The 23,932-nt window shown below is 66.5% G+C and carries 22 protein-coding genes and 1 pseudogene; 16 read left to right on the top strand and 7 right to left on the bottom strand.

What is annotated here, in order from left to right; genetic code table 11:
• The first annotated feature begins 341 nt into the window (after positions 1-341).
• From ABIE00_RS21545 to ABIE00_RS21500, 10 genes are all read left to right on the top strand, one after another.
• Positions 342-1,349, top strand: a complete 1,008-nt coding sequence (locus ABIE00_RS21545; protein WP_354262678.1) for a LacI family DNA-binding transcriptional regulator — start codon at positions 342-344, stop codon at positions 1,347-1,349.
• Positions 1,350-1,376: 27 nt separating this feature from the next.
• Positions 1,377-1,958, top strand: a complete 582-nt coding sequence (locus tag ABIE00_RS21540; protein ID WP_354262677.1) for a cysteine hydrolase family protein — start codon at positions 1,377-1,379, stop codon at positions 1,956-1,958.
• 78 nt (positions 1,959-2,036) lie between these two features.
• Positions 2,037-2,339, top strand: a complete 303-nt coding sequence (locus ABIE00_RS21535) for an urease subunit gamma (RefSeq protein WP_331575130.1) — start codon at positions 2,037-2,039, stop codon at positions 2,337-2,339.
• 7 nt (positions 2,340-2,346) lie between these two features.
• Complete coding sequence (locus ABIE00_RS21530) at positions 2,347-2,694, top strand: urease subunit beta (protein WP_354262676.1); 348 nt, start codon at positions 2,347-2,349, stop codon at positions 2,692-2,694.
• On the top strand, positions 2,691-4,430 hold the full coding sequence (ureC, locus tag ABIE00_RS21525; protein WP_354262675.1) for an urease subunit alpha: 1,740 nt from the start codon (positions 2,691-2,693) through the stop codon (positions 4,428-4,430). The genes ABIE00_RS21530 and ureC overlap by 4 nt, the downstream gene beginning before the upstream one ends.
• 9 nt (positions 4,431-4,439) lie before the next feature.
• Positions 4,440-4,916 (top strand): urease accessory protein UreE, encoded by a 477-nt coding sequence (gene ureE / locus ABIE00_RS21520; RefSeq protein ID WP_354262674.1) that lies wholly within the window; start codon positions 4,440-4,442, stop codon positions 4,914-4,916.
• Complete coding sequence (locus ABIE00_RS21515; protein ID WP_354262673.1) at positions 4,897-5,577, top strand: urease accessory protein UreF; 681 nt, start codon at positions 4,897-4,899, stop codon at positions 5,575-5,577. Before ureE ends, ABIE00_RS21515 begins: the two co-directional genes overlap by 20 nt.
• 12 nt (positions 5,578-5,589) lie before the next feature.
• Positions 5,590-6,207 (top strand): urease accessory protein UreG, encoded by a 618-nt coding sequence (ureG, locus tag ABIE00_RS21510; RefSeq protein ID WP_354262672.1) that lies wholly within the window; start codon positions 5,590-5,592, stop codon positions 6,205-6,207.
• A gap of 59 nt (positions 6,208-6,266) precedes the next feature.
• Complete coding sequence (locus ABIE00_RS21505) at positions 6,267-7,097, top strand: urease accessory protein UreD (protein ID WP_354263476.1); 831 nt, start codon at positions 6,267-6,269, stop codon at positions 7,095-7,097.
• Positions 7,097-8,140 carry a HoxN/HupN/NixA family nickel/cobalt transporter gene (locus ABIE00_RS21500; protein ID WP_354262671.1) on the top strand — a complete coding sequence of 348 codons (1,044 nt, stop codon included), beginning with the start codon at positions 7,097-7,099 and terminating at the stop codon, positions 8,138-8,140. The genes ABIE00_RS21505 and ABIE00_RS21500 overlap by 1 nt, the downstream gene beginning before the upstream one ends.
• On the opposite strand, the gene ABIE00_RS21495 is transcribed toward ABIE00_RS21500, so the two are convergent.
• Positions 8,137-8,760 (bottom strand): TetR/AcrR family transcriptional regulator, encoded by a 624-nt coding sequence (locus tag ABIE00_RS21495; RefSeq protein ID WP_354262670.1) that lies wholly within the window; start codon positions 8,758-8,760, stop codon positions 8,137-8,139. The genes ABIE00_RS21500 and ABIE00_RS21495 overlap by 4 nt on opposite strands.
• Before the next feature lie 157 nt (positions 8,761-8,917).
• On the opposite strand from ABIE00_RS21495, the gene ABIE00_RS21490 reads away from it, so the two are divergent.
• Positions 8,918-10,375 (top strand): APC family permease, encoded by a 1,458-nt coding sequence (locus tag ABIE00_RS21490; protein ID WP_354262669.1) that lies wholly within the window; start codon positions 8,918-8,920, stop codon positions 10,373-10,375.
• On the top strand, positions 10,365-12,020 hold the full coding sequence (locus ABIE00_RS21485; protein WP_354262668.1) for an amidohydrolase: 1,656 nt from the start codon (positions 10,365-10,367) through the stop codon (positions 12,018-12,020). The genes ABIE00_RS21490 and ABIE00_RS21485 overlap by 11 nt, the downstream gene beginning before the upstream one ends.
• Before the next feature lie 28 nt (positions 12,021-12,048).
• On the opposite strand, the gene ABIE00_RS21480 is transcribed toward ABIE00_RS21485, so the two are convergent.
• From ABIE00_RS21480 to ABIE00_RS21460, 5 genes and pseudogenes are all read right to left on the bottom strand, one after another.
• A complete protein-coding gene (locus tag ABIE00_RS21480) occupies positions 12,049-12,435 on the bottom strand; it encodes a VOC family protein (protein WP_354262667.1) in 387 nt (128 codons plus the stop codon).
• Positions 12,436-12,533: 98 nt separating this feature from the next.
• Positions 12,534-13,514 carry a carbohydrate kinase family protein gene (locus tag ABIE00_RS21475; protein ID WP_414640573.1) on the bottom strand — a complete coding sequence of 327 codons (981 nt, stop codon included), beginning with the start codon at positions 13,512-13,514 and terminating at the stop codon, positions 12,534-12,536.
• A gap of 119 nt (positions 13,515-13,633) precedes the next feature.
• Complete coding sequence (locus ABIE00_RS21470; RefSeq protein ID WP_331575119.1) at positions 13,634-14,428, bottom strand: ATP-binding cassette domain-containing protein; 795 nt, start codon at positions 14,426-14,428, stop codon at positions 13,634-13,636.
• Positions 14,425-15,472, bottom strand: a pseudogene (locus ABIE00_RS21465) (ABC transporter permease). Before ABIE00_RS21465 ends, ABIE00_RS21470 begins: the two are co-directional and overlap by 4 nt.
• Positions 15,473-15,610: 138 nt before the next feature.
• Positions 15,611-16,729 carry a substrate-binding domain-containing protein gene (locus ABIE00_RS21460; RefSeq protein ID WP_354262666.1) on the bottom strand — a complete coding sequence of 373 codons (1,119 nt, stop codon included), beginning with the start codon at positions 16,727-16,729 and terminating at the stop codon, positions 15,611-15,613.
• A 164-nt stretch (positions 16,730-16,893) separates the two neighbouring features.
• Between ABIE00_RS21460 and ABIE00_RS21455 the strand changes: the two genes are divergently transcribed.
• Complete coding sequence (locus ABIE00_RS21455; RefSeq protein ID WP_354263475.1) at positions 16,894-17,892, top strand: LacI family DNA-binding transcriptional regulator; 999 nt, start codon at positions 16,894-16,896, stop codon at positions 17,890-17,892.
• 59 nt (positions 17,893-17,951) lie between these two features.
• Positions 17,952-18,245: a putative quinol monooxygenase gene (locus tag ABIE00_RS21450; protein ID WP_331575116.1), complete on the top strand. Its 294-nt coding sequence runs from the start codon at positions 17,952-17,954 to the stop codon at positions 18,243-18,245.
• A 125-nt stretch (positions 18,246-18,370) separates the two neighbouring features.
• Here the strand turns inward: ABIE00_RS21450 and ABIE00_RS21445 are convergent, their stop codons facing one another.
• A complete protein-coding gene (locus tag ABIE00_RS21445; RefSeq protein ID WP_354262665.1) occupies positions 18,371-21,034 on the bottom strand; it encodes a GH32 C-terminal domain-containing protein in 2,664 nt (887 codons plus the stop codon).
• Between the two features lie 186 nt (positions 21,035-21,220).
• On the opposite strand from ABIE00_RS21445, the gene ABIE00_RS21440 reads away from it, so the two are divergent.
• Both ABIE00_RS21440 and malQ read left to right on the top strand, forming a co-directional pair.
• On the top strand, positions 21,221-21,559 hold the full coding sequence (locus ABIE00_RS21440; protein WP_354262663.1) for a hypothetical protein: 339 nt from the start codon (positions 21,221-21,223) through the stop codon (positions 21,557-21,559).
• 119 nt (positions 21,560-21,678) lie between these two features.
• Positions 21,679-23,925 carry a 4-alpha-glucanotransferase gene (malQ, locus tag ABIE00_RS21435; protein WP_354262662.1) on the top strand — a complete coding sequence of 749 codons (2,247 nt, stop codon included), beginning with the start codon at positions 21,679-21,681 and terminating at the stop codon, positions 23,923-23,925.
• The last annotated feature ends 7 nt before the right edge of the window (positions 23,926-23,932 follow it).

Genomic DNA, 23,932 nt, shown 5'->3' with positions numbered 1-23,932 from the left:
TAATCCCTCAATGGATCCCCCTGCATCCTGCAACAATTCGGCCCCCTTCCGCCGCAACGTTCCCCATCCTGTCCTGCCGCGCCACTTGGAGGCCGCTCCGGGAAGTGGCCGCCGCTTAACGCATAAGAGGTCACCGCTTCCGGACCGGCCCCGCCGGTGGCCGCCGCTAATGAGGACACCGCCGGTTGTCGCTGGGACCAGGCGCCGTTGCCTGGCCCCAGAGCCAAGAGACCTTGCAGAAAGGGTGGGGGAACCACCTTGGAAAATTCTTGGCGGGCGGGGCGGCCTGCATTCTGCAACGATGTACCTGAGAGGTATGTCTGCCGCGAAAGGGACCCTGCATGGCCGTGACAATGAACGATGTTGCCCGCGCGGCCGGCGTCTCCCTGAAAACCGTGTCGAACGTGCTCAACAACTATGAGTTCATCAGGCCGGCCACACGGCAAAAGGTGCTGGATGCCATTGCCGAGCTCGGGTACGAGGCCAACCTGACGGCCAGGAGCCTGCGTTCCGGCAAGTCCCGCATGCTGGGCCTGGTGGTGTCCGACCTCTCTGTGCCGTACTACGCGGAACTCGCCTCCAAGCTCATGACGGCTGCAGCCGCCCGGAACTACCGGGTCCTGGTGGAGCAGTCTGCGGCAACCCGGGCCAACGAGCTTGCCGCCCTGCAGGGATCCCTGAGCCAGTTGACGGACGGGCTCCTGTTCACTCCGCTGGTGCTCGATGCGGGCGCCGTGGCAGCCGCCCGGCGGGGAACCAAACCGCTCGTCATGCTCGGCGAGCACATCGACGACCCGCGGTTCGACCTCGTCACCATGAAGAATGTGGGCGCGGCCAAGGCCATGACGGCCCACCTGCTGGCGGGAGGCCGGCGTCGTATTGCAGTGATCGGTGCCTCCCCGGGAGACCGGGCCGGTTCGCCCGGACTGCGGCTGGCCGGACACCGGGAGGCGTTGGCCGAGGCGGGAGTGGAGTTTGATCCGGCCCTGATCGTTCCTGCGGAATGGCGCCGTGACGGAGGTTCAACCGCCGTCGCACGGCTCCTGGACAGTGGCCGGCCCTTCGACGCCGTCTTTGGACTGAATGACGCGCTGGCTCTGGGCGCGATGCACGAACTGCTGCTCCGCGGGGTCAGGGTGCCCGGGGACACGGCCGTGGCCGGGTTCGACGACATTGATGAGGCGCGCTTCTCCTCCCCCTCGCTGACCACTGTTGCTCCGGGAATGGACGAAATCGCTGAACGGTCCGTGCAGCTGCTGATCGACCGGATCGAGGGCACTGAGGAGGCCGCCGGGGGCGTGCACATAAAAGCGGAATTCGGACTGCAGATACGTGCCTCAGCCCCATAGACTAGTTAGCCCACGAAAGGTGCGTCCATGATTGCCCTGCTCATCATCGACATGCAGAACGCGTACTTCGAAGCGCCGGAGCTGGCAGCCAAGCAGGAGCGGCTGGTCGCCTCCTGCAACAGGCTGCTGGAGGGATTCACGTCCAACGGACACAAGGCGCTGCTGGTTGGCACCGAGCACGAGCGGGACAAATCCACGTGGACGCTGAACATGCTCGACGACGACCAGGGCTTCATCTTCCGCGGCAGCGAGCAGGCGGAAGCTGTGCCCGGACTCGCCACCGATGGCCTGCCACAGCTGACCAAGACGCGGGACAGTGCCTTCATGGGCACCAACCTGCTGTCCCGGCTGCGGAACTGGAACGCCGACGAAGTGGTGCTGGCCGGCGTCTCCACGCACAACTGCATCGCCCAGACCGGAGCAGACGCCTTCGCCCACAACATCCGGGTCACCTACGCGCAGGACGCCATGGCGTCGGAGGACAGCGAGGACGCTGCGGACATGCTGCGCATCCTGTCCAGCACGTACCGCCAGCCGGTCGAGTCGAACGAAGAGATCCTCGCCCGGCTCAGCGGAGGGCAGAACGGCACCGCCGGGGGCCGGACCTGACCCTCCTGAAACGTGGCTGAAACGAACGGGGCTTAGTCTGGGTCCCACGCCGACCCGCAGGCCGTTGAAGGGATTCTCATGCATCTGCTGCCTCGTGAGCAGGAAAAGCTCATGATCGTGGTCGCCGCCGACCTCGCCCGCAGGCGCCAGGCGCGCGGACTCAAACTTAACTACCCCGAAGCCGTGGCCATCATCAGCTACGAGCTGATCGAAGGCGCCCGGGATGGCCGCACCGTTGCCGAACTCATGAGCTACGGCACCACGCTGCTCAGCCGCGAGGACGTCATGGAGGGCGTGCCCGAGATGATCCACGACGTCCAGATCGAGGCCACCTTCCCCGACGGCACCAAGCTCGTCACCGTCCACAATCCCATCCGATAGGGGCGCCATGATTCCCGGAGAGTACGTCCTGCGACCTGAACCGCTGGTCATCAACGCGGGACGGGAGGCGATCGACGTCGTCGTCCTTAACACCGGTGACCGGCCCGTGCAGGTGGGCTCGCACTACCACTTCGCCGAGGCGAACCCGGCGCTGGAGTTCGATCGCGGCGCTGCCCATGGGCGGCGCCTGGACATCCCCGCCGGCACCGCCGCCCGGTTTGAACCCGGCGACCGGAAGACCGTCCGCCTGGTCCGGCTGGCCGGCAGCCGGGAGGTCTACGGGCTCAGCAACGCGGTCAACGGCAGCCTCGAGGGCGGCCGGGACGGCAGCGGGCAGGCAGGGGAACACCGATGAGTTTTGAACTGTCCCGCAGGCAGTATGCGGACCTTTACGGCCCGACGACGGGCGACGCCATCCGCTTGGCGGACACCGATCTGTTCCTCGAGATCGAGAAGGACCTCACCAACTACGGCGAGGAGGTGGTGTTCGGTGGCGGCAAGGTCATCCGGGACGGCATGGGCCAGAACGGCCAGGTGGTCCGCGACGGTGTGCCGGATACCGTCATCACGAACGTGGTGGTGCTGGACTACACCGGCATCTACAAGGCGGACGTCGCGCTGAGGGACGGCCACATCTTCCGGATCGGCAAGGCTGGAAACCCGCAGATCACTGACGGCGTGGACATCGTCATCGGGGCCAGTACGGAGATCATCGCGGGGGAACGCAAGATCCTCACCGCCGGCGGAGTGGACACGCACATCCACTTCATTTCCGCGGACCAGGTGGCCACTGCCCTCTGCAGCGGCGTGACCACCATGGTAGGCGGCGGCACCGGACCTGCCGAAGGCACCAAGGCCACCACAGTCACACCCGGCAAATGGCACATCCAGCGCATGCTGCAGGCCGCCGAAGGGCTTCCCGTCAACATCGGCCTGCTCGGCAAGGGGCACGCCTCCGCCGTCGAACCGCTGGCGGAGCAGATCCGCGCCGGCGCGGTGGGCCTCAAGGTCCACGAAGACTGGGGTTCCACCACGTCCTCAATCGACACCTCACTGCAGGTGGCGGACGAGTACGACGTCCAGGTTGCCATCCACACGGACACGCTGAACGAATGCGGCTTTGTGGAGGACACCATCCGGGCCATCGACGGGCGCGTCATCCACACGTTCCACACCGAAGGCGCCGGGGGCGGGCACGCGCCGGACATCATCAAAATCGCCGGCCTGCCGAACGTGCTTCCCGCCTCCACGAACCCCACGCTGCCCTACACCCGGAACACCATCGAAGAGCACCTGGACATGCTCATGGTGTGCCACCATCTGAACCCGGACATCCCCGAGGACGTGGCCTTCGCCGATTCCCGTATCCGCGCCGAAACCATCGCCGCCGAGGACGTGCTCCAGGACATGGGGATCTTCGCCATCACGTCCTCGGACTCCCAGGCCATGGGGCGCGTGGGCGAGGTGATCACCCGCACCTGGCAGGTGGCGGACAAGATGAAGAAGCAGCGCGGCGCGCTGACGGACCCCCAGGGGGAGAGCGCAGCCGGGGCGCACGGTTCAGAAGGCAGCGACAACTTCCGGCTCAAGCGCTACGTGGCGAAATACACCATCAACCCGGCCATCGCCCAGGGCATGGCTGATTCCATCGGCTCCGTGGAGGAGGGCAAGTTCGCCGACCTGGTGCTCTGGGATCCGGCGTTCTTCGGGGTGAAGCCCGAACTGGTGCTCAAGGGCGGCCAGATTGCCTACGCCCTGATGGGCGACGCCAACGCGTCCATCCCGACACCCCAGCCCCGCACCATGCGGCCCATGTTCGGCACCCACGGCAAGGCCCTGCAGAAGTCGTCCATCACCTTCCTCTCCCAGGCAGCCATCGACGCCGGCGTGCCGGAGGAACTTGGACTCGAGAAGGTCATCCGGCCGGTCTCCGGCATCCGGACCCTGACCAAGGCGGACCTGAAGTACAACAACGCCACGCCCGATATCGAGGTGGACCCGGAAACGTATTCGGTGACTGTGGACGGCGAAGAGGCCACCTGCGAACCGTCGTACGTACTGCCCATGGCGCAGCGGTACTTCCTCTTCTAGGAGCTTCAGATGATCATCGAGAAAGTCCTCGGCAACGTCCACGACCTGCCTGCGGAGTCCTATTCCCGCCTGCACCGGGAGAAAGTGGTCCTGCCCAGCGCCCAGCTGGTCAAACGGATCCAGCGGGCCACCACTGACCACGGCAACGAAATCGGAATCAGGCTTCCTGCCGGATCGGCCGACCTCCGCGACGGCGACGTGCTGCACGTGGCCGAAACCAACATGATCGTGGTGTCCGTGCTGCCCACCGACGTCCTGGTGATCGCACCCCGGAGCATCCACGAGATGGGCGTCGTGGCGCATTCCCTCGGCAACCGGCACCTGCAGGCACAGTTCTTCGACGCTTCCTCCGAGTACGGCGCCGAAGTCATGGTGTGCCAGTACGACCACACCGTCGAGGACTACCTCAAACACGTCGGAGTGCCCTACGACCGGCAGGAGCGAGTCATGCCCGTGCCTTTTCGCCATGCTGAACACACGCACTAGCTATCAGCTCGCCCTGCGGCAGCTTACTGACTCTGCGCTTCCTACGGGGGCGTTTGCTCACTCGCTGGGGTTTGAGACCTACATTGAGCGCGGGGTCGTTCATGATGAGGGGTCCTTTGGGGTGTGGCTGGCTGCGTTTTTGGGGCAGCAGCTGACTTATTCGGATGCTCTGGCGATTCGTTTTCTGTATGAGGGGGTGGCTGCGGGGGAGCTGGATGGGCTGCTTACCGCGCAGCTTTTGCCTCGGCAGCTGCGGGAGGCGAGCATCAAGATGGGCGGGCGGTTGATTGAGATTGGTGCGGACGTGTTTCCGTCGGAGGAGCTGGACGCGTACCGGGCGCTGGTGAGCGGGGGCCGGGCTGCCGGCCATCAGCCGCTGGCGTTCGCCGTCGTCGCCCGTTCCCTGGGGGTTCCGCAGGAGGAGGCGATCGCCGCGTACCTTTTCGCCGCCGTCACCTCCCTGACGCAAAACGCCGTACGGGCCATCCCGCTCGGGCAGGCCGCGGGCCAGCGGTTGCTGCGGAACGCGCACGACGCCGTTGCTGCCGCCGTCGAGTGGGCAGCCGGCCTGACGCCGGACGACTTCGGGGCGGTCAGCCCCGGGCTGGAGATTTCGCAGATGAGGCATGAGCGCCAGCGTGCCCGGATGTTCATGAGCTAGCAGGAGGACAACATGACTGAACCCATCAAGATCGGTATCGGCGGGCCCGTCGGCGCCGGGAAGACCCAGCTGGTGGAGCGGCTGACGCGGCACATGAGTGCGGAGATCTCGATGGCCGCCATCACCAACGACATCTACACGATCGAGGATGCGAAGATCCTGGCCGCCAACGGCATCCTGCCCGAGGACCGCATTATCGGCGTCGAAACCGGCGGCTGCCCGCACACCGCCATCCGCGAGGACACGTCCATGAACACTGCGGCCATCGAGGAACTCAAGCATCGGCACCCGGACCTGCAGGTGATCTTCGTGGAGTCCGGCGGCGACAACCTCTCCGCCACCTTCAGCCCCGAGCTGGTGGACTTCTCGATCTACATCATCGACGTCGCGCAGGGCGAGAAGATCCCGCGCAAGGCCGGCCAGGGCATGATCAAGTCCGACCTCTTCATCATCAACAAGACAGACCTCGCCCCGCACGTCGGAGCCGACCTCGCCATCATGGAACGCGACTCCAAGGAATTCCGCGGCACCAAGCCGTTCTGCTTCACCAACCTCAAGACGGACGAAGGCCTCGAGCACGTCATCGAATGGATCCGCCATGAAGTCCTGATGCTCGACCTGGCCCAATGAGCACGATCCCGTTGGCGCTCCCTCAAGGTGACGAAGCCGCCGGACGCACCCCGGCACCAATGGGGGAGCTTGAGCTGCAAGTCGCCGTGCGTGCCGGGAAATCCGTGGCAACGCACCAGTACCATCGGGGCGCCTTGCGGGTTTTGCGGCCGCACTATCTGGACGACAGTGGGCAGGTTTGCTATGTCATCGTCAATCCTGGCGGGGCTTATTTGGGGGCCGATCTTTACGTCATCGAGGTGGAGGTGGGGGACGGGGCTGACCTGCTGCTCACCACGCAGTCTGCGACCAAGATCTACCGGACCCCGGGATCATTTGCCGAGCAGCGGATGACGGTCCGGCTGGGGGAAGGGGCGCGGCTGGAGCTGGCGCCGGACCAGGTCATCGCCTACCGGGAGGCCAGCTACCGGCAGAAAACCCACATCACTGTACGGCCGACGTCGAGCCTGGTGATGGCGGAGGTGATCACGCCGGGCTGGTCCCCGGACGGGGCTTCTTTCCGGTACGAGGAACTGCGGCTCCGCAACGAGATCCACGTGGAGACCGGTGGCGGCACCCGGCTGCTCGCCCTGGACAACCTGCTGATCCGCCCGCCGCTCGACAACGTCACCGGCACGGGCTTCATGGAGGGCCACAGCCACCTGGGCTCGCTGGTGGTGGTGGACGCCCGCGTTGACCAGGCGCTCGCCGACGAACTGCACCGGCTGGCCGAAAACTTCGACGCCTACACAGGCGTCTCGCTCAGTGCCACAATGGACGGCATCACGGCACTGGTGCTCAGGTCCCTGTCCGGCAGCACCGAAAAACTCAATACGCTATTAGGGGGCTGCAGCGGCCTTCTCCGCCAACGCTGGTATGGCCAGGCGCCCCTGAATCTGAGGAAGTACTGATGACTGCCTTGACCCAGTTCGCCACCATGTACCGCGAGCGTGAGCAGTTGCCGCTCCGGACGCGCCTGCTGGCCACGTTTGGTGCGGTGGGCATTCTCCATCTTGCCGCGGTCCTTCTCCTTGTTGCCGGTACCGCTGCATCCGGGCAGCCGCTGGCTCTCGGACTGGTGCTCACGGCGTATCTTGCCGGCATCAAGCACAGCTACGACTGGGACCATATCGCCGCGATCGACAACTCCACCCGGAAGTTCGTGGCACAGCGGCAGGACCCCACGAGCGTGGGATTCGCCTTTAGCCTGGGGCACAGTTCGGTGGTGATCCTGGCCGGGGCGCTGGTTGTTTCCGGAGTCTCCCTGGTGGGCAGGTTCATGACCGAGGGCAGCACCGGGAACCTGGTCCTGGGGCTGATCGGCAGCGGTGTTTCCGGCCTGTTCCTGCTGGCCATGGGGATCTTCAACGGGTCGGCGTTCCTTGGCGCCGCCAGGTCCTACCGCAGGGTCCGCGGCGGCGGAACGGTGCTGCCCGGCGAGCTGGAAGCGAAGGGCTTTGTGGCCCGCCTTATGGCCAAGCCGCTGGCCAGGGTGCGGCGGCCCAGGAACGTGTACGTGATCGGATTCCTGTTCGGGCTGGGTTTTGATACTGCCACCACCATCGGGCTCCTGGTGATGACGACGGCGGCTTCCCTGGCGGGCGTTTCGCCCGTGGCGCTGCTGGCGCTGCCGCTCGCGTTCACCGCCGCCATGACCCTGTGCGACACGACGAACGGCGTGGCCATGATGCGGATGTACAGGTCAGCCATTCAGGATCCCCTGCGCAAACTGGGGTTCAATGCCGTCATCACGGGGCTTTCGGCAGTGTCCGCGCTTTTCGTCGCCGTGATAACCCTCGGCGGCTTCTTCAGCGAGGCTTTCGGGCTGACGGACCCGCTCACGGCCTGGCTGGCCGGCATCGACCTGGGCGACGCCGGGCTGCTGCTGGTGGCTGCATTCCTGGCGCTGTGGGGAGTGGCCACCCTGAGGGCGCGCCGGAGGGCTGTTTCCTAGGCGCGCGTCGCCTGGCCGCCCAGCTTCGCCCGGAGCCCACCGATGACCACGTCCAGGCCGAAATCGAAGGCGTGCCCGCCCCGTTCCTCTGACGGCCCCGCATTGCCGAGCGCACGGTGCAGCGTGGGATAGCCCTCCGCCGGCGGGTCCCACACCACTTCCGGCGCGGCCAGGTCCAGGGCCGCACCGAGGGCAAAGCTGTCGATCGTGGAGATGGCCGCCACCACATCGCGCCCCCGGAAGCCCGCGCTCTCCAGGGCCAGGGCCAGGTCCTCGTAGAGGCCGATGACCGCTGGATCCGTGATGGACTGCAGCACCAGCAGCGGAGCCAGCCGCGGGTGGCGGGCGAAGGCGTCCCGGTACGCGCGGATCAGGACGCGCAGCGCGCCCTCCCAGTCGCTGTGGTTTACCGGAGGGTACGGCTCCTCGGTGATGATCCGGTGCCGCAGCAGTTCCAGTATCTGGTCCCGGCCGCTGACGTGGTTGTAGATGGAGGACTGGCTGACGCCGATCTTTTTCGCCAGCTTCGGAAAGCTGAAGTCGCCGCTTTCATCGACCAGCTCCAGCGCGGCCGCCGTCAGAGCCTCCACGGATATCAGCGGAAGGAGCGGGCGCCCCATGGAATCTCCTGTCTGCAGGTCTGGAACTTCGGAACCCAGCCTAGCCGCCGGCACCTGAGGCAGCCGCTTTAAGAAAACTATTGTGCTCCGCGCCACACACCCTCATACTAAAACGAAAGCCTTTCGTTTAGTCGGGCTTCCCAGAAAGGACGGACCAGTGCCGGATATCCAAACCAGACCTCCGGCGTCGTCTGCGGACGGCGCCCTCAAGCGCAATGCCCTGGGCACGGGCGGCATTGCCTTCCTCGTCATTTCGGCGGCAGCGCCGCTGACCGTCATGGCGGGCGTTGCCCCGGTGGCCATCAACGTCGGCGGCATCGGCGCCCCGGCCGGCTACCTGCTGGCAGGCCTCGTGCTCACCCTCTTCGCCGTCGGCTTCATGGCCATGACCCGCCACGTGAAGGCGGCCGGGGGCTTCTACACCTACATTTCACTGGCCATGGGCAAGACGGCGGGACTCGCCTCAGCCATCCTGGCGATCGTCTCCTACAACTGCCTGCAGATCGGCGTCTACGGCCTCTTTGCCGTCCAGACCCACGACATGCTCAAGGTCGTCTTCGGGCTCGAGGTGCCCTGGCCGGCGATCGCCCTGGCCGCGGTGGCCGCCGTTTGGTTCCTCGGCTACCGGGGCATCGACGTCGGCGCGAAGGTGCTCGGTGTGCTCCTGGTTGCCGAGACCGGCATCCTGGCCCTGATGGGGGTAGGCATCCTCGGCAGCGGCGGCGCGCACGGCATCAGCATGGGCTCCTTCAGCCCGGAGAACGCGTTCGGGCCGGGCGTCCTGGCCATCCTCGGCATCTGCTTCGCCGCCTTCATGGGCTTCGAATCCACAGTGCTGTACCGCTCGGAGGCCCGCGACCCGGACAGGTCGGTGCCGCGTGCCACCTACATCGCCGTCGGCTTCATGTCCGTGTTCTATGCCTTCATCGTTTGGGCAGTCGTGCAGGCCTACGGCGAGGACCGTGCCGCGGAAGCCGCCGGCGAGCTGGCCGGCGGGATGTTCTTCCAGACCATCAGCCATTATGTAGGCCCCTGGGCCGAGGTGGCGATGTACATGCTGATCGTCACCAGCGTTTACGCCTCACAGCTGGCCTTCCACAACGCGATCAACCGCTACGTCTACATGCTGGCGCGCGACGGCGTGCTGCCGGCCTTCCTGGGACAGACCCACCCCAAGTTCAAGTCGCCGCACCGGGCAGGACAGGTGCAGACACTCCTCGCCGCCGCGGTCATCACCGTGTGCGCAGTCCTGAACGCCGATCCGTACCAGCAGCTGCTGATCTGGGTGAACACCCCCGGGATCTTTGGCATCGTCGGACTGCAGGGCCTCGTGTCGGTGGCCGCTTTCCTCTACCTGCGCCGGAATCCCGACGCCGTCACGCACCGGCTGATGGTCCCGCTCAGTTTGGCGTCGGCCATCCTGCTCTTCGGAGTGGTGCTGCTGATCGGGTTCAACATCGAACTGCTCACCTTCGCCGACGCCCTGACCAACACCATCCTCATCCTGGTAACCCCGCTCGTCTTTATCGCCGGACTCCTGGCCGCCCGCTGGGTGCGCCGCCACCGGCCGGAAACCTTCGCCCAGATTGGAAGCTTCGAAACCCATGAAAGCTGATGTGACCATCTTCGCCGCTACCGTCCACACCATGGACGGCCCGCCGTCAGGCAGCACAGCGCCGCAGGCCGTTGCCGTCCGGGACGGCGTGATCGCCGCCGTCGGTAGCCGCGCGGAGGCGGCCGGCTGGCAGGCCGCGGAGGTCATCGACTTCGGTGACGGCGTGCTGACCCCGGGCCTGGTGGACTGCCACATGCACCCCGTGTTTGGTGTGGAACTGACCCGGGGGTGCGACCTGTCCGGTGCCGCGGACCTGGCTGCGGTGCGCGCGCTCCTGCGAGCCGAGGCGGCCGCAACAGCCCCGGACGACTGGGTGCGCGGATGGGGGCTGGACCCCAATGTGTTCGGATCCGCCGCCGCCCACCGTGAACTGATTGAGGACGCCGTCTCCGGACGGCCGTGCCTTATCCGCCTGTTCGACGGCCATTCCGCGCTCGCGAGTTCCCGGGCCCTCGAGATCGCGGGGGTCACCGGTCCGCGTTCCTTCGACCAGGCCGCCGAGGTGGTCTGCGACGGAAGCGGCAGGCCGACGGGGCTCCTGCTGGAGGCGGCCGCCGTCGAACTCGTTGCCCGGGTGATGCCCGCCGAGTCCTTCGGAGAACGGAAGGCACGGCTGGCTGAACTGCTGACACAGTTTTCACGGGCCGGGCTGACTGGGGCGCACGTAATGGACTGCAGCGACGATTCGCTGGAGCTTTACCGGGCGCTCGAGGAAGAGACCGACGGCGGTCTGCCATTGCGCCTGCGTATTTCGCCGTGGTGCATGCCCGGCTCCGGTGAACCGGAATGGCGCGCGCTGGCCGGGCAGATCGGCACCGGCGGGCGGCGCTGGCAGGTGGCCGGCATCAAGCTGTTCGTCGACGGCACGGTGGACAACGGAACTGCCTGGCTGTTTGAACCTGATGCCTATGGTGAGTCGGTGGCTCCGTTCTGGCCCCGGCCCGAGGAGTACGCCGAGGCCGTCCGGTACTTCGCCGGGCGCGGCATTCCCACCGCCACACACGCGATCGGCGACGCCGGGGTGGCCGCGGTCCTGGATGCCTTCGAGTCCCTGCCTCCGGGCACGGGGGATACTCCGGCGTTGCCGGGAGTGCACCGGATTGAACACCTCGAAACCGTTCCGGACGAGCTGATCGGGAGGTTTTCCCGGTCCGGCCTCATCGCCAGCATGCAGCCCACGCACTGCACGCACTACTCCCGCGCCGACCACACGGACAACTGGTCCACCCGGCTCGGCACCGAACGGGCCAACAACGCCTGGCGCTGCGCGGACCTCCGGGCCGCGGGAGCCACGCTCGGGCTTGGCTCTGACTGGCCGATCGCCCCGTTCGAACCGCTGCCCATCCTGGCGGACGCGCAATTACGACGGCGGTCGGGCCGCCCGGGCGAACAGCCGATTGCTCCAGGCCAGGCCCTTACGGCCCGGCAGGCGCTCGAAGGGTACACCTCGCACGCGGCCCGGGCCGCGGGGGAGTGGCAGGTTTCCGGCTCCATCGCAGTGGGCAAGCGCGCGGACTTCACGGTGTTCGACGTGGATCCGCTGGCGGCTGCTCCGGATGACCTTGCAGCGGCCCGGGTCCTGGCGACCTTCGTGGACGGGCAGGTGCAGCACTCGGTGGCCGTGTCGGGCAGGCAGCTGGCTTAGGCCACAGCTGTCCGGGGAGGTTGCTGTCCTAGGAGGTGACCGGCTCAAGCCGCCTGCGCAGGAGGCAGAACTCGTTACCCTCCGGGTCGGCCAGAACGTGCCACTGCTCGTCGCCGGTCTGCCCGACGTCGGCGGGACGGGCGCCCAGGGCCAGCAACCGTTCCAGCTCGGCGTCCTGGTCCCGGTCGACGGGGTTGACGTCGATGTGCAGGGGCAGCTTTCCGGTCCGCGGGTCGCTGCTGGGGCTCAGGATGATGGTGGGCTGCAGGCCGCCGAACCCGGCGTCGGGCGGGCCGATTTCGATCGCACCATCCTCCCGGTCGAGCTCGACGTAGCCGAGGACCTCGCTCCAGAACCGCGCGAGCAGCTCTGGGTCGGCGCAGTTGAGGACAAGTTCGCTGATACGGCATGCCATGAGCCCCAGTGTACGGAGACGCCCGGCGCGGATGCGGTAATGATCCGCATCCGCGCGTGCCGGCACTTATCAGCGGCCCGACCTGCCCGCGCGATCCCCTAGGCGACGGCGGACGCTACGTCCTCAGGCAGGTCCGCCAAGAGCTCCGCCGCCGTGGGCGGGTTGGCTCCGGGGCGGCGCACGGTGATCGCGGCGGCCTTCGAGGCGGTGCGGCCCAGCGTTTCCAGGACGGCCGGTGCCAGGCCGTCCGATCCGCGCGCCAGCAGTCCGTAGATCAGCGCCGACATGTACGAATCCCCGGCGCCGATGGTGTCGGCCACTGTTGACCGGACGGCCGGCACCACCAGCTGCAGTTCGGCAGTGGCAAGCAGCGACCCCTCGGAACCGCGTGTGACGACCGCCAGCCCGGCACCAAGGCCCAGGATCCGTGCCGCGGTGTCCTCGAGTTGCAGGTCGGGGTACAGCCAGCGGGCATCCTCGTCGCTCAGCTTGACCACGTCGGTGAGCGGGACCAGCTCCTCGAAGATGGTCCGGGCCTCAGCCTGGCTGCCGAGGAGTGCCGGGCGGATGTTGGGATCGTAGGTGACCACGCATTCGCGGTGCGACTGCTCCAGCAGGGTCCTGACTGCTGCCGCGCCCGGAGCCAGGAAGGTTGCGATCGAGCCGGTGTGGAGCACCTTTGGAAGGGACGGCGGGGCTACCGGCGGCAATTCCCAGCGGATATCGAAGTCATAGGTCGCGGAGCCGTCTGCGGCCAGTGTCGCGGTGGCGCTGGCCGTTCTGCCCGGGGTCCTGGAGCCGGGCAGGAGCGTGACGCCCGCGCGCTGCAGGTGCGCCTCGATGGCCCGCCCGCGGTCGTCGTCGCCGATGGAGGTGAGCAGCGCGGTTCGGATGCCGAGCAGGCCCAGCCCATAGGCAACGTTCGACGGCGATCCGCCCGGGTGCTCAACGGCACCTTCAGCAGAGGCGACGACGTCCACCAGCGCTTCACCGATGACGATGACTTCCGGCGTTGCTGCGCGGGTTGCAGAGTCGGCAGTTCCCGCGGTGGCGGTTCCGGGGTTGGAGGTTGGGATCACGGTGGGCCTTTCATGGAGCCGTCCGCGGGCCGAAGCCGGCCCGCGGACGGAGGTGGTGACGTGCTGGTTTTAAGGTGGCGCTGGGTTGGTGAGGCGGGGTCTTGGGCAGCTCTGCCTGGTCAGGCGGTGGCGGCGCCCGTCATGATCGCCACGGCGTCGGTCATGCTGTGTGACTGCGGGGTGATGGTGGCGGCGCACTTCCCGAGCCGCTGGATGTGGATCCGGTCAGCGACATCGAACACGTGGGGCATGTTGTGGCTGATCAGGATGACCGGCAGGCCCCGGTCCCGGAGATCGCGGACCAGCTGCAGGACCTGGTTCGACTCCCGGACGCCGAGGGCCGCGGTCGGCTCATCGAGGACAACCACCTTGGAGCCGAACGCCGCGGCGCGGGCCACTGCCACCGCCTGGCGCTGGCCGCCGGACAGGTTCTCCACCGGGACCGTCACATCCTGGAGCGTCGAGATGCCGAGCCGGGTCAGTTCCTCCTTGGCCTTGCGGCGCATGCCCTTGGTGTCAAGGACACGGAAGAGCTTCCCCAGCGGGCCGGCAAGCCGTTCTTCGCGGCCCAGGAACAGGTTGGATGCGACGTCCAGTGCAGGCGAGACCGCGAGGTTCTGATAGACGGTTTCGATGCCGTGGACGCGTGCGTCCTGGGGGCGTTTGAAGTGCACCGGCTGCCCGGAGACCTTCAGTTCGCCGGAGTCCGGCACCTCCGCGCCGGTGAGGCACTTGATGAGGGTGGATTTTCCTGCGCCGTTGTCGCCGATGATGGCCAGGACTTCGCCCGGGTACAGGTCCAGGCTCACGCCGTCCAGGCCCACGACGCGTCCGAAGGTTTTGACAAGGTTCCTGGCCTGCAGGATCGGCTGGCGGACTTCAGTCTTGGCTGGCTGGAATTCTGTGGCGGTCATGATTTCACCTTTCGGATCCACTGGTCGATCGACACAGCGAGGATGATGAGGACGCCCACGGCGAGGGTCTGGTAGAGCACATCGAGGCCGGCCAGGGACAGGCCGTTGCGGAACACGCCCACGATCAGCGCGCCGAGGAGGGAGCCCCAGATGGAGCCGCGTCCGCCGAAGAGGCTGGTTCCGCCAATGACGACGGCGGTGATGGAGTCGAGGTTCAGGTCCACACCCGCGTTGGGGCTGGCTGCGTTCGTGCGGCCGATCTGGATCCACGCGCCGATGGCCAGCACGGCCCCGGCCGCGAGGTAAACGCTCATCAGGACCCGGTTGACCGGGATGCCGGCCAGGCGGGCGGCTTCCTTGTCATCGCCCACCGCGTAGACGTGCCGGCCCCAGGCGGTCTTGCCAAGGATGAACGCGACCGCGATGTAGAGCAGGAGCATCATGACCACGCCGGTGGAGATCCGGACGGGTCCGACCGGGAACGTGCTGCCCATCCATGTCAGCAGGCCCGGGCATGGCCGAGCCGCGGACTGTGGAGCCGCCGGAGTAGAGGAGCGTCAGGGCGATGAAGATGTTCAGCGTTCCGAGCGTGACGATGAACGGGGGGAGCCGGAACCTGGTGACGAGGAAGCCGTTCAGCGCCCCCGCTGCCAGACCCACGACGAGGCCGAGGAGGAGAGCGAGCGGAGCGGGTGTGCCGCTGCCGACGGCCAGCTGCGCAACCACCATGGATGAGAGGATCATGACGGCGCCCACCGAGAGGTCGATGCCGGCGGTGAGGATGATGAGGGTCTGGGCGATGGCGAGGGTTCCCACCACCGAGACCTGCTGGGTGATCAGGGACAGGTTCTCGACCCGCAGGAACCTCTCATTGAGGAGTCCGAAGACCACCACCGCAACAAGCAGGACAATGGCCGGGCTGAGCGCGGGATAGCGGTGAAGGATGTTGCGGATTCGGCTGAGCGGGGTCTGCCGGTCGAGGAATTCTTCGGCCGGGTCGGCATGCCCTGCGGCGGGCGGTCCGGCGGTCTGTTGCTGGGTCATTGTTGCTCCTGAACTTCAAGGTACTGCGGGTGCTGGTTCGGCTGGGCTGGTGCGGCTTCTGCAGTTAATTCTCCTGCTGCGAACCGCGGGAGAGTACTGAATCTTCAGCACCCTCCCGCGGTGCTGGGTCCATGCTGGTTACTTGCCCCAGCAGACCTTGGAGGCCTCTGATGTGGTGATGCTCTTGACGCCGTCAACGGCCTTATCCGTCACGAGTTCAACACCGGTGTTGTAGAAGTCCAGGCCTGGTGAGTTGGCCGGCTTCTTGCCGGTCTTGGCCAGCTCAACGATGGCCTTGACGCCCAGTTCCGCCATCTTCACCGGGTACTGCTGGGCAGTGGCGCCGATCACGCCGGCCTTGACGTTGTTGACGCCCGAGCAGCCGCCGTCCACCGAGACCACCAGCACGTCCTTTTCCTTGCCGGCTGACTTCAGCGCCTCGAAGGCGCCGGCCGCAGCTGGCTCGTTGATGGTGTAGACCACATTGATGTTCGGGTTCTTGGCGAGGAGCGTTTCCATGGCGGTCCGGCCGCCGTCTTCGGCGCCCTGGCTAGCCTGGCTGCCCACGATTTCGTAGTCGCCGCCCTTACCGCCGGTGTATTTGCCGGTCTTGGCCTCGTCACCGTTCTTCTTCTTGTCCGCGGTGTCGATGCCGAGGCCGGTGAGGAAGCCCTGGTCCCGGTTGTAGTCCACTGAGACGACCTTGTCGTCGAACAGGTCCAGCAGCGCGATCGTGGCCTTCTTGCCGCCGAGCTGCGCGGCGGTCCACTTGCCGATCAGTTCACCGGCGGCGAAGTTGTCGGTGGCGAACGTGATGTCGGCGGCGTCGGCCGGGTCCGGCGGGGTGTCCAGGGCGATGACGAACAGCCCGGCATCCTTGGCCTTCTTCAGCGCATCGACGACCGAAGGGCCGTTGGGCGTGATGAGGATGCCCTTGTCTCCCTTGGAGATTGCGTTTTCGATCGCCTGGATCTGCGTCTCTTCGTCGCCGTCGGCCTTGCCTGCTGCCAGCTTGAGGTCCACGCCGTCGGTTTCGGCGGCCTTCTTGGCGCCGTCCTGCATGGAAACGAAGAACGGGTTCGAGGTGGTCTTGACGATCAGGGACACGCCGACCTTCTCGGCCGAAGAGCTTCCGGCTGACGAGGTGGTTGACGAACTCCCGCCGCAAGCGGTGAGGCTGAGCGTGCCGAGGGTCAGTACTGCACCGATGGCAAGCAGGCGGTGGGTGACTGTCCGCGGGGCTTTGGAACTCAACATTGAATCTCCTGGTTTCATGGCACTTCTGGTGCCTGACAACGATGTCATGCATCATGTAATCAAGATCACAAGGTACAGTCAAGAGAAATCGGATGATGAAGGACCAATTTATGACAACGATGTCTAATCGTTACCAGCCTGATACGACAAAGAACCGGCCCACGATGCGCCATGTCGCGGCACTGGCGGGCGTCGGCATCAAGACCGTCTCCCGGGTGATGAACGATGAGCCGGGTGTCTCAGAGGCGACCCGCCAGCGTGTACTCGGCGCTTCCCAGCAGCTCAATTACCAGTTGGACATGGCTGCGGGAAGCCTTCGCCGGGCGGGCCGCCGGACCCTTTCCATCGGCCTCCTGCTGCCGAGCGTGTCCAATCCCTTCAGCGGTGAGATTCACCGCGCCCTGGAAGATTCCCTGGCCGCCCGAGGCATTGCGGTCTTCGCCGCCAGCCTCGATGACGACCCCGAAAGGGAGAAGGCCCTGGTTGCCGCCTTCCTGGGCAGGCGCGTGGACGGCCTGGTCCTGACGCCGATTGCAAAAAGCCAGTCCTATGTCATCCCGGAGCACTCACGTGACCTGCCCATGGTCTTCATCGACCGTGAACCCGTGGGCATCGAGGCTGATGCAGTGGTGACGGATAACGCGGTCGGATCTGCCATGGCTGCCAGCCATCTGATAGCACAGGGCCACACGAAGCTCGCCTATCTGGGTGACCGCACAGATATCCAGACTGCCCGCGAACGCCGGCGCGGCTTCATCGAAGAAGTCGGCAGGGCGGCCATCGCGACCTCCTCGGTTCCAGTGCTCGAAAATCTCCATGACGAGGATTCGGCGAGGCAGGCCGCCCTTCAGCTGCTGACATCGGAGGACCCGCCCACAGCCATCTTCTCCAGCCAGAACCTCGTCACGTTCGGCGTTATGCGGGCGCTGAAGGAGCTTGGCGCCAGCAAGCGCGTTGCCCTTGTCGGCTTCGACGACTTCACCCTGGCCGACATGATGGAGCCGGGCGTGACCGTGATTGCCCAGCATCCCGACCGGATCGGAAAGCTCGCTGCCGAACGCCTGCTGGCCCGGATCGACGGCGACCACAGCCCGGCGCAGACCTACGTCGTCCCCTCAGAGCTCATAATCCGCGGGTCCGGCGAGCTCCGCCCGCCAGACTGAGCAGCCCGCCGGAACCAACTAAACCACCAAACCCTTAAACCCACCCCGACAGGAGAATCATGACCAAGACGCTCTACGCCGAATTCACCGTCAAGCCCGGCAGCGAAGCCCGCGTGGCCGAAATGATGCGCGAACTCACCGAGCAGGTGCGCAGTGAGCCCGGCAATCAGCTGTTCCTGCCGTACACCCGGGAAAGCAACCCCCGGGAGTACTTCGTGTTCGAGGTCTACCAGGACGAGGCAGCCTTCCAGGAGCACATCTCGGCGGACTACGGCGCCCGGTTCAATGGGGAGCTCGCGGACCATATTGAGGAGGACGGTTCGGTTCTGACCTGGCTGCAGCCGGTCCACTAGTAGGTCCGGCCGGCTCGCCACCTCGCGCAAGGCTAAGAGGGCTGCGCCGGCACAAGGAAGGCCGGTGTCCGCACGTTCTGCGGACACCGGCCTTTCCGGGTGCCGGCCTTCTCCGGCGCCGGCCCTTACTTCCTGTTCTTGGTGGGCATTTGCGCTGCCTGGAACATGGATTGGCTCAGTGGCGTGACGGTCAGTGACTTCAGCCGGGCGGTTCCCCCTTCGGCGAAGAGCGCCACCTGGTTGGCGCCCTGTTCGGGGAAGACCTGGTCCGTGATGGTCTGCAGGCCGCTCTGCGCGAACACCTCCACCGAGGACCGGTCCACATAGATCCGCAGCGTCACGTTGCCGCTGGCGTCTACGGCCACGGGGGCGGAATCAACCGAGACGAAGAGCGGATGGAAGTCCGTCAGGCCGGAGTTGCTCCGGTCCACGTACAGTTCCCCGGTTGCCTTGTCGTAGCCGATGACGGTCGACTTGTCGCCGTTTCCCAGCACGCTGATCCCGGCCTTGGACGCTGATCCGGGGGAGAAGGTCATATCGATCCGCTGTACGTCGCCAGCGGCGGCGGCCGGCAGTGCGTGCGTGCCGGCGGGAATGTTCCGGGCCCGCTTTTCTGAGTAGCTTTCCTTTGTGCCGAGGCCATCCACCTGCTGGACGGCCTTCTGCTTCAGCCGCGGGCCGCTGGCGGTCTGCGTCAGGGCCACCTCACGGGGCAGGGACATGGCGCTGCGCCAGGGCGAGGTGGGAATGCTGTTGGCGTAGTCCCAGTTGTTCATCCAGCCGAGCATGATGCGCTTGTTCTGCGGCATGTTGTTGAAGGATACGGACGCGTAGTAGTCCCGTCCGTAGTCCAGCCAGTCGTAGGTCTGGACCCGCGGCGTGGCCGGGCGCGGCGAGGCGATGAACTCGTCCGCCAGGATGTGGCCCCAGCCGAAGCGGTTGTTGTCCACCACCCGGATGCTGGCCTGCCGGCCCTTGAACTCGGACACGTTCCATGACGCCCAGTCCAGGACCTCGCTGTTCGCTCCGGTGGCCGTCCTGACCACCTTGCCGTCCACCACGAGGTTGACGGTGGTTTCGTCGGAACGCGGCACGGCGGCCTGGTCGGTCAGCATGACATGGTCCAGGGTGAGGTGTCCCCAGCCCCCGGTGGCCTGGTCCACGATCCGGAGCTGTGCCTGCTGCCCGGCGAACTCGGACACGTCCCAGCCCTTCCAGTTCAGGGCGCCCGCGTCATCACCGGCGAGGCTGCGGACCACGTTTCCGTTCACCAGCAGCTGGGCTTCCAGCGTCTGCCCGGAGCCTGCCGTGCGGTGTCCGCCGCCCACCAGCATGCTCATGAAGTTCCGGTTTACCGTGAACGACGGCGACGTCAGGGTTCCCTGCCGGTCGTCGCCGGGTGCGCCTCCCGTTTCGAACGTGTTGATCCGCTTGGCGCCGATGTAGAAGTCGCCGCCGGAGGTTGCCGGCTGGAAGACCGGTGCCAGATCCCCGGTTCCTGTCCACCCGGCGTCGGCCAGGGTGGAACCGTCCGGGACCTCAAAGCCGTTGAACAGCAGGTCCCCGGGCGGCGGGGTGTTATCCAGCTTGTCCGAAACCCGCGGATGCTGTCCGCCGCCCACCAGGAAGTTGAGGTAATCACTGTCCACGGTGAACTGCGGCGAGTTCATTGAGCCCAGCGGCCAGTCGCCGTCGTTGAATGAATTGATCAGGCCGGCGCCGGCAAAGCCGGTGACGCCGTTCTGCCCGGCCATGGTTCCGGCCGCGGGTGCCGCACCGAACGGGCCGTCCTTCGGGTTGCCCGGCTCGTTGTTGACCGTCCAGCCGTTGTAGGTGCCGTCGTTGAAGCCTGCCAAGCGAGTGCCCGCGGGGAGCGCGTCGGTGGGCTTGGTGCTTTCCGAGGTGAAGGTGGTGCCGTCAAAATTGCCCACGAAGTACTGTCCCGCCGAGCCGCCGGCCACGCCTCCCGGGCTGACGTTGACCACCATCACCCACTTGACGTTCGCGGGGTCGCCGTCGACGGCAAGCGGGAACAGGTCGGGGCATTCCCAGAGGCCGCCCGTGGCGTTCGCCGGGCCGAACTCGCTGAGCTGCGTCCAGTCCTTGAGGTTGCCGGACCTGTACAGCACCACCTTGTGCTCGGTGGCCTCGACGGCGGCCATCACCCAGTAGCCGCCTCCGCCGGGGGAGTCGTACCAAAACACCTTCGGGTCGCGGAAGTTGGCCGAGTTGCGGTTGAGCACCGGGTTGCCGCTGTACTTGGTCCAGGTCCTGCCCTCGTCCAGGCTGTAGGCAAGGGACTGTGCCTGCAGCCCCTTGTACGGCGAGGCGTCCTTGTAGGCGCTGGTGAAGACCGCCACCATGGGCGGGTTCTCGGCCGTGCCCAGGCCCGAGGTGTTGTTCTTGTCCACCACGACGCTGCCGGAGAAGATGTCCTGCTGGTCGTCGGTGGCGATTGCCAGGGGCTGCTCCTTCCAGTGCACCAGGTCCGTGGACGTGGCGTGTCCCCAGGACATGTTGCCCCACTGGTTGCCGGACGGATTGTGCTGGAAATACAGGTGGTAGACGCCCTTGTAGAAGACCATCCCGTTAGGATCGTTCATCCAGTTCTGCTGCGGCGTGAAATGGTAGGCGGGCCGGAACTGCTCGTCGCCGGCAGTGCTGGCCGCTGTTGCGGTCCCTGCTCCGGCCAGTACGGCGGCCAGGCTGAGACCGGCCACTGTCACTGCCGTACATAGCTGTAGTCTGCCGAATTTTCTATGGTGCATTGTGCTGTTGTCGCCCTTCATCGCGCGTGTCTTTCCCCAGTTCACCCGGGTAGACAACGTTGTCAGTGACTGGAACGCTAGGGGATGTCCACAAGACAAGTCAACGCATTAAAGGGCGGCAAACTCCGCCTGCATTTGCACCATTGAGACCGTTGCCAGGCTTCTGTTGACGGAGCTCGCCCCGAGCGCCGTTGTTAGGGTGGAACCATGAAACGCAGCCTCCTCGCTCTGTCCATGCTTCCTGCCCTTGTCCTGCTGGCGGGTTGCGCCCAGGCCGGGGAAGCAGCCCAGAATGCGGCGAGCTCGGCGGTGTCGCAGGCAGCCAACGCGGCGGCCGAACAGGTGAAGGGCCAGATCTGCAGCATCATCGAGGACGGCCTGGTCAGCGCATCGGACAAGGCGGCACTCGCGGGCCTCGTCGCCGGGGCAGAGACAGCTGGCGTGCCCGCCGAAATCACCGGACCCCTGAAGGCGATCGCCCAGGCCGGCGACCAGGTTCCCAGCAATTCTGTCCGGGAGCTTCAGAAGGCCTGCGCGGCGGCTTGAGGCCTGGCCGCCGGTGCAGCCTGCAATAATCGGAACCAGCAGTTGCGGGGGCGCTGAAAACGGCCCGTGACAGGCAGCAACGTTAGTTTCGGGCCGACTACAGCAGACGAGGCGGACATATGAAGGTTCCCAGCCAGCAGCACGCGACTTCCCATGAGATCTCTTCCCCTGCAACACCTTCGCCGGAATCCCCTTCCCCCAAAACATCAGAGGGCAACGGAAAGCCGGTAGCCACTGCCGCAGTGAATCCCGAGCTGCTGCGCTGGCTCGCGGAGGCATACGGCGTTGGCACGTCGTATCAGGGGTGGGACGGGCAGCCGCATGAGGTTGCCGCCGATACCCTGATCCGCGTCCTGGCCGCACTCGGGGTCAACGCCCACACCGACCAGCTCATCGAGCACGAACTGGCCGAAGCGGAACTGGCGCCCTGGCGCCGGATGCTGCCGCCCGCCGTCGTAATTCAGGACGGCACACCGGGGCAGGTGAGCGTCCACGTGCGGCACGGTTCGCCCGTCCGGATGTGGGCCGTCACCGAGGACGGGCGGGAGCTGGAAGCCGTCCAGGAGGACGTCTGGGTAGAACCGCGCGAGGTGGACGGCGTTCTGATCGGCCGGGCCACGTTCGCCGTGCCGCAGAACACGGGCCTGGGGTGGCACACCCTGCGCGCCGAGGCGGCCGGGGTGGTTGCGGAGGCCACACTGGTGGTGACCCCCGCGCGGCTGTCCACGGCAGCCAGCCTTGAGCAGCGCCGCGGCTGGGGGCTGGCGACGCAGCTGTACTCCGCCCGTTCCAAGCGGTCCTGGGGCGTGGGCGATTTTGCCGACCTCGCCGAACTTGCAGCGGTCGCCGGCGCACGCGGGGCCGACTACGTGCTGGTGAATCCCCTGCACGCCGCCGACCCCGTGCCCCCGCTGGAGCCGTCGCCGTATTCGCCATCGACCCGCCGGTTCTTCAACCCGCTGTACCTGCGGATCGAGTCCATCCCGGAACTGGCGTACCTGAAGCCCAAGAAACAGTCGCTCGTCCACAGCCTCATGAAGCAGGCGCGAAAGCTGAACAAGGATGCCACCCGGCTTGACCGGGACAAGGTCTACTCTGCCAAGCTGGCGGCGCTTGAGCTGATCGCCGGTGTCCGACGTTCGCCGTCGCGGCAGCTCGCGTTTGAGGACTACTGCCGCAAGGCCGGTGCCGGACTGGATGACTTTGCCCTCTGGTGCGCCATCCGCGAGGACCTCGACGCCGACGACCCGTTTTGGAGCGACCCTTCGGCGGCACTCGGCTCACCCTTGGCGGAGAAGCTCAGGCGCGAGCTGGCGGAACGGATCGAGTTCCACCGCTGGCTGCAGTGGCTCTGCGATGAGCAGCTCGAATCGGCCCAGCAGGCGGCCCGCAAGGCCGGCATGCGCCTGGGTGTGGTGAACGATCTTGCCGTCGGCGTGGACCTGCAGAGCTCCGATGCCTGGACACTGCGCGGCGTCCTCGCCCCTGGCGTCAGCGTCGGCGCGCCGCCGGACATGTACAACCAGCTGGGCCAGGACTGGCACCAGCCGCCCTGGCACCCCACCCGCCTGGCCGAGGCCGGGTACAAGCCGTTCCGGGAGATGCTCGCGACCGTGTTGCGGCATTCAGGCGGCATCCGGGTGGACCACATCCTCGGCTTCTTCCGGCTGTGGTGGGTGCCGGCAGGGAACTCGCCGGTGGACGGCGCCTACGTCCGGTTCGACCACGACGCAATGATCGGCATCCTCGCCCTGGAGGCTCACCGTGCCGGCGCCGTGGTGATCGGCGAGGACTTGGGCACCTTCGAGCCGTGGGTCCGGGATTACCTGGCCGCACGGGGCATCCTGGGCACCTCGATCCTGTGGTTTGAGAACGACGGCGGCTCCCCGCTGCCGCCGGAACGGTACCGGCTGCAGGCGCTCTCCAGCGTCAACACGCACGACCTGCCGCCCACGGCGGGCTATCTCGCCGGCGACCACGTGACGCTGCGGAACGCGCTCGGGCTGCTGGAGCGTTCCGCGGAGGAGGAACGCCTGGAGCACAACGCCAAGCTGGAGAAAATGATGGACCTGCTCCGGCAGCGCGGCCTGCTGTCCTCCAGCGACGCCGGCTCCGAGCAGGAACGGATTGAGGCGCTGCACCGCCTGCTCGCGCAGACCCCGTCAGTCCTTCTCGGGGTGGCGCTCGTGGACGCTGTCGGGGAACGGCGCGTGCAGAACCAGCCAGGAACCACCTCTGCCCAGTACCCCAACTGGCAGGTGCCACTGGCCAACTCGGACGGGGACCCCGTGCTGATCGACGGCCTTGAGGGCGACGAAAGGTTCAACTCCCTGCTCGCTGCGGTCGAGAAGGCCATGCGGGCCTGAGGACTGG

Source organism: Arthrobacter sp. OAP107 (assembly GCF_040546765.1).
GTDB lineage: Bacteria > Actinomycetota > Actinomycetes > Actinomycetales > Micrococcaceae > Arthrobacter.
Note: the sequence above shows the minus strand (reverse complement) of the source record. Positions and strands in the feature narration are given on the sequence as shown.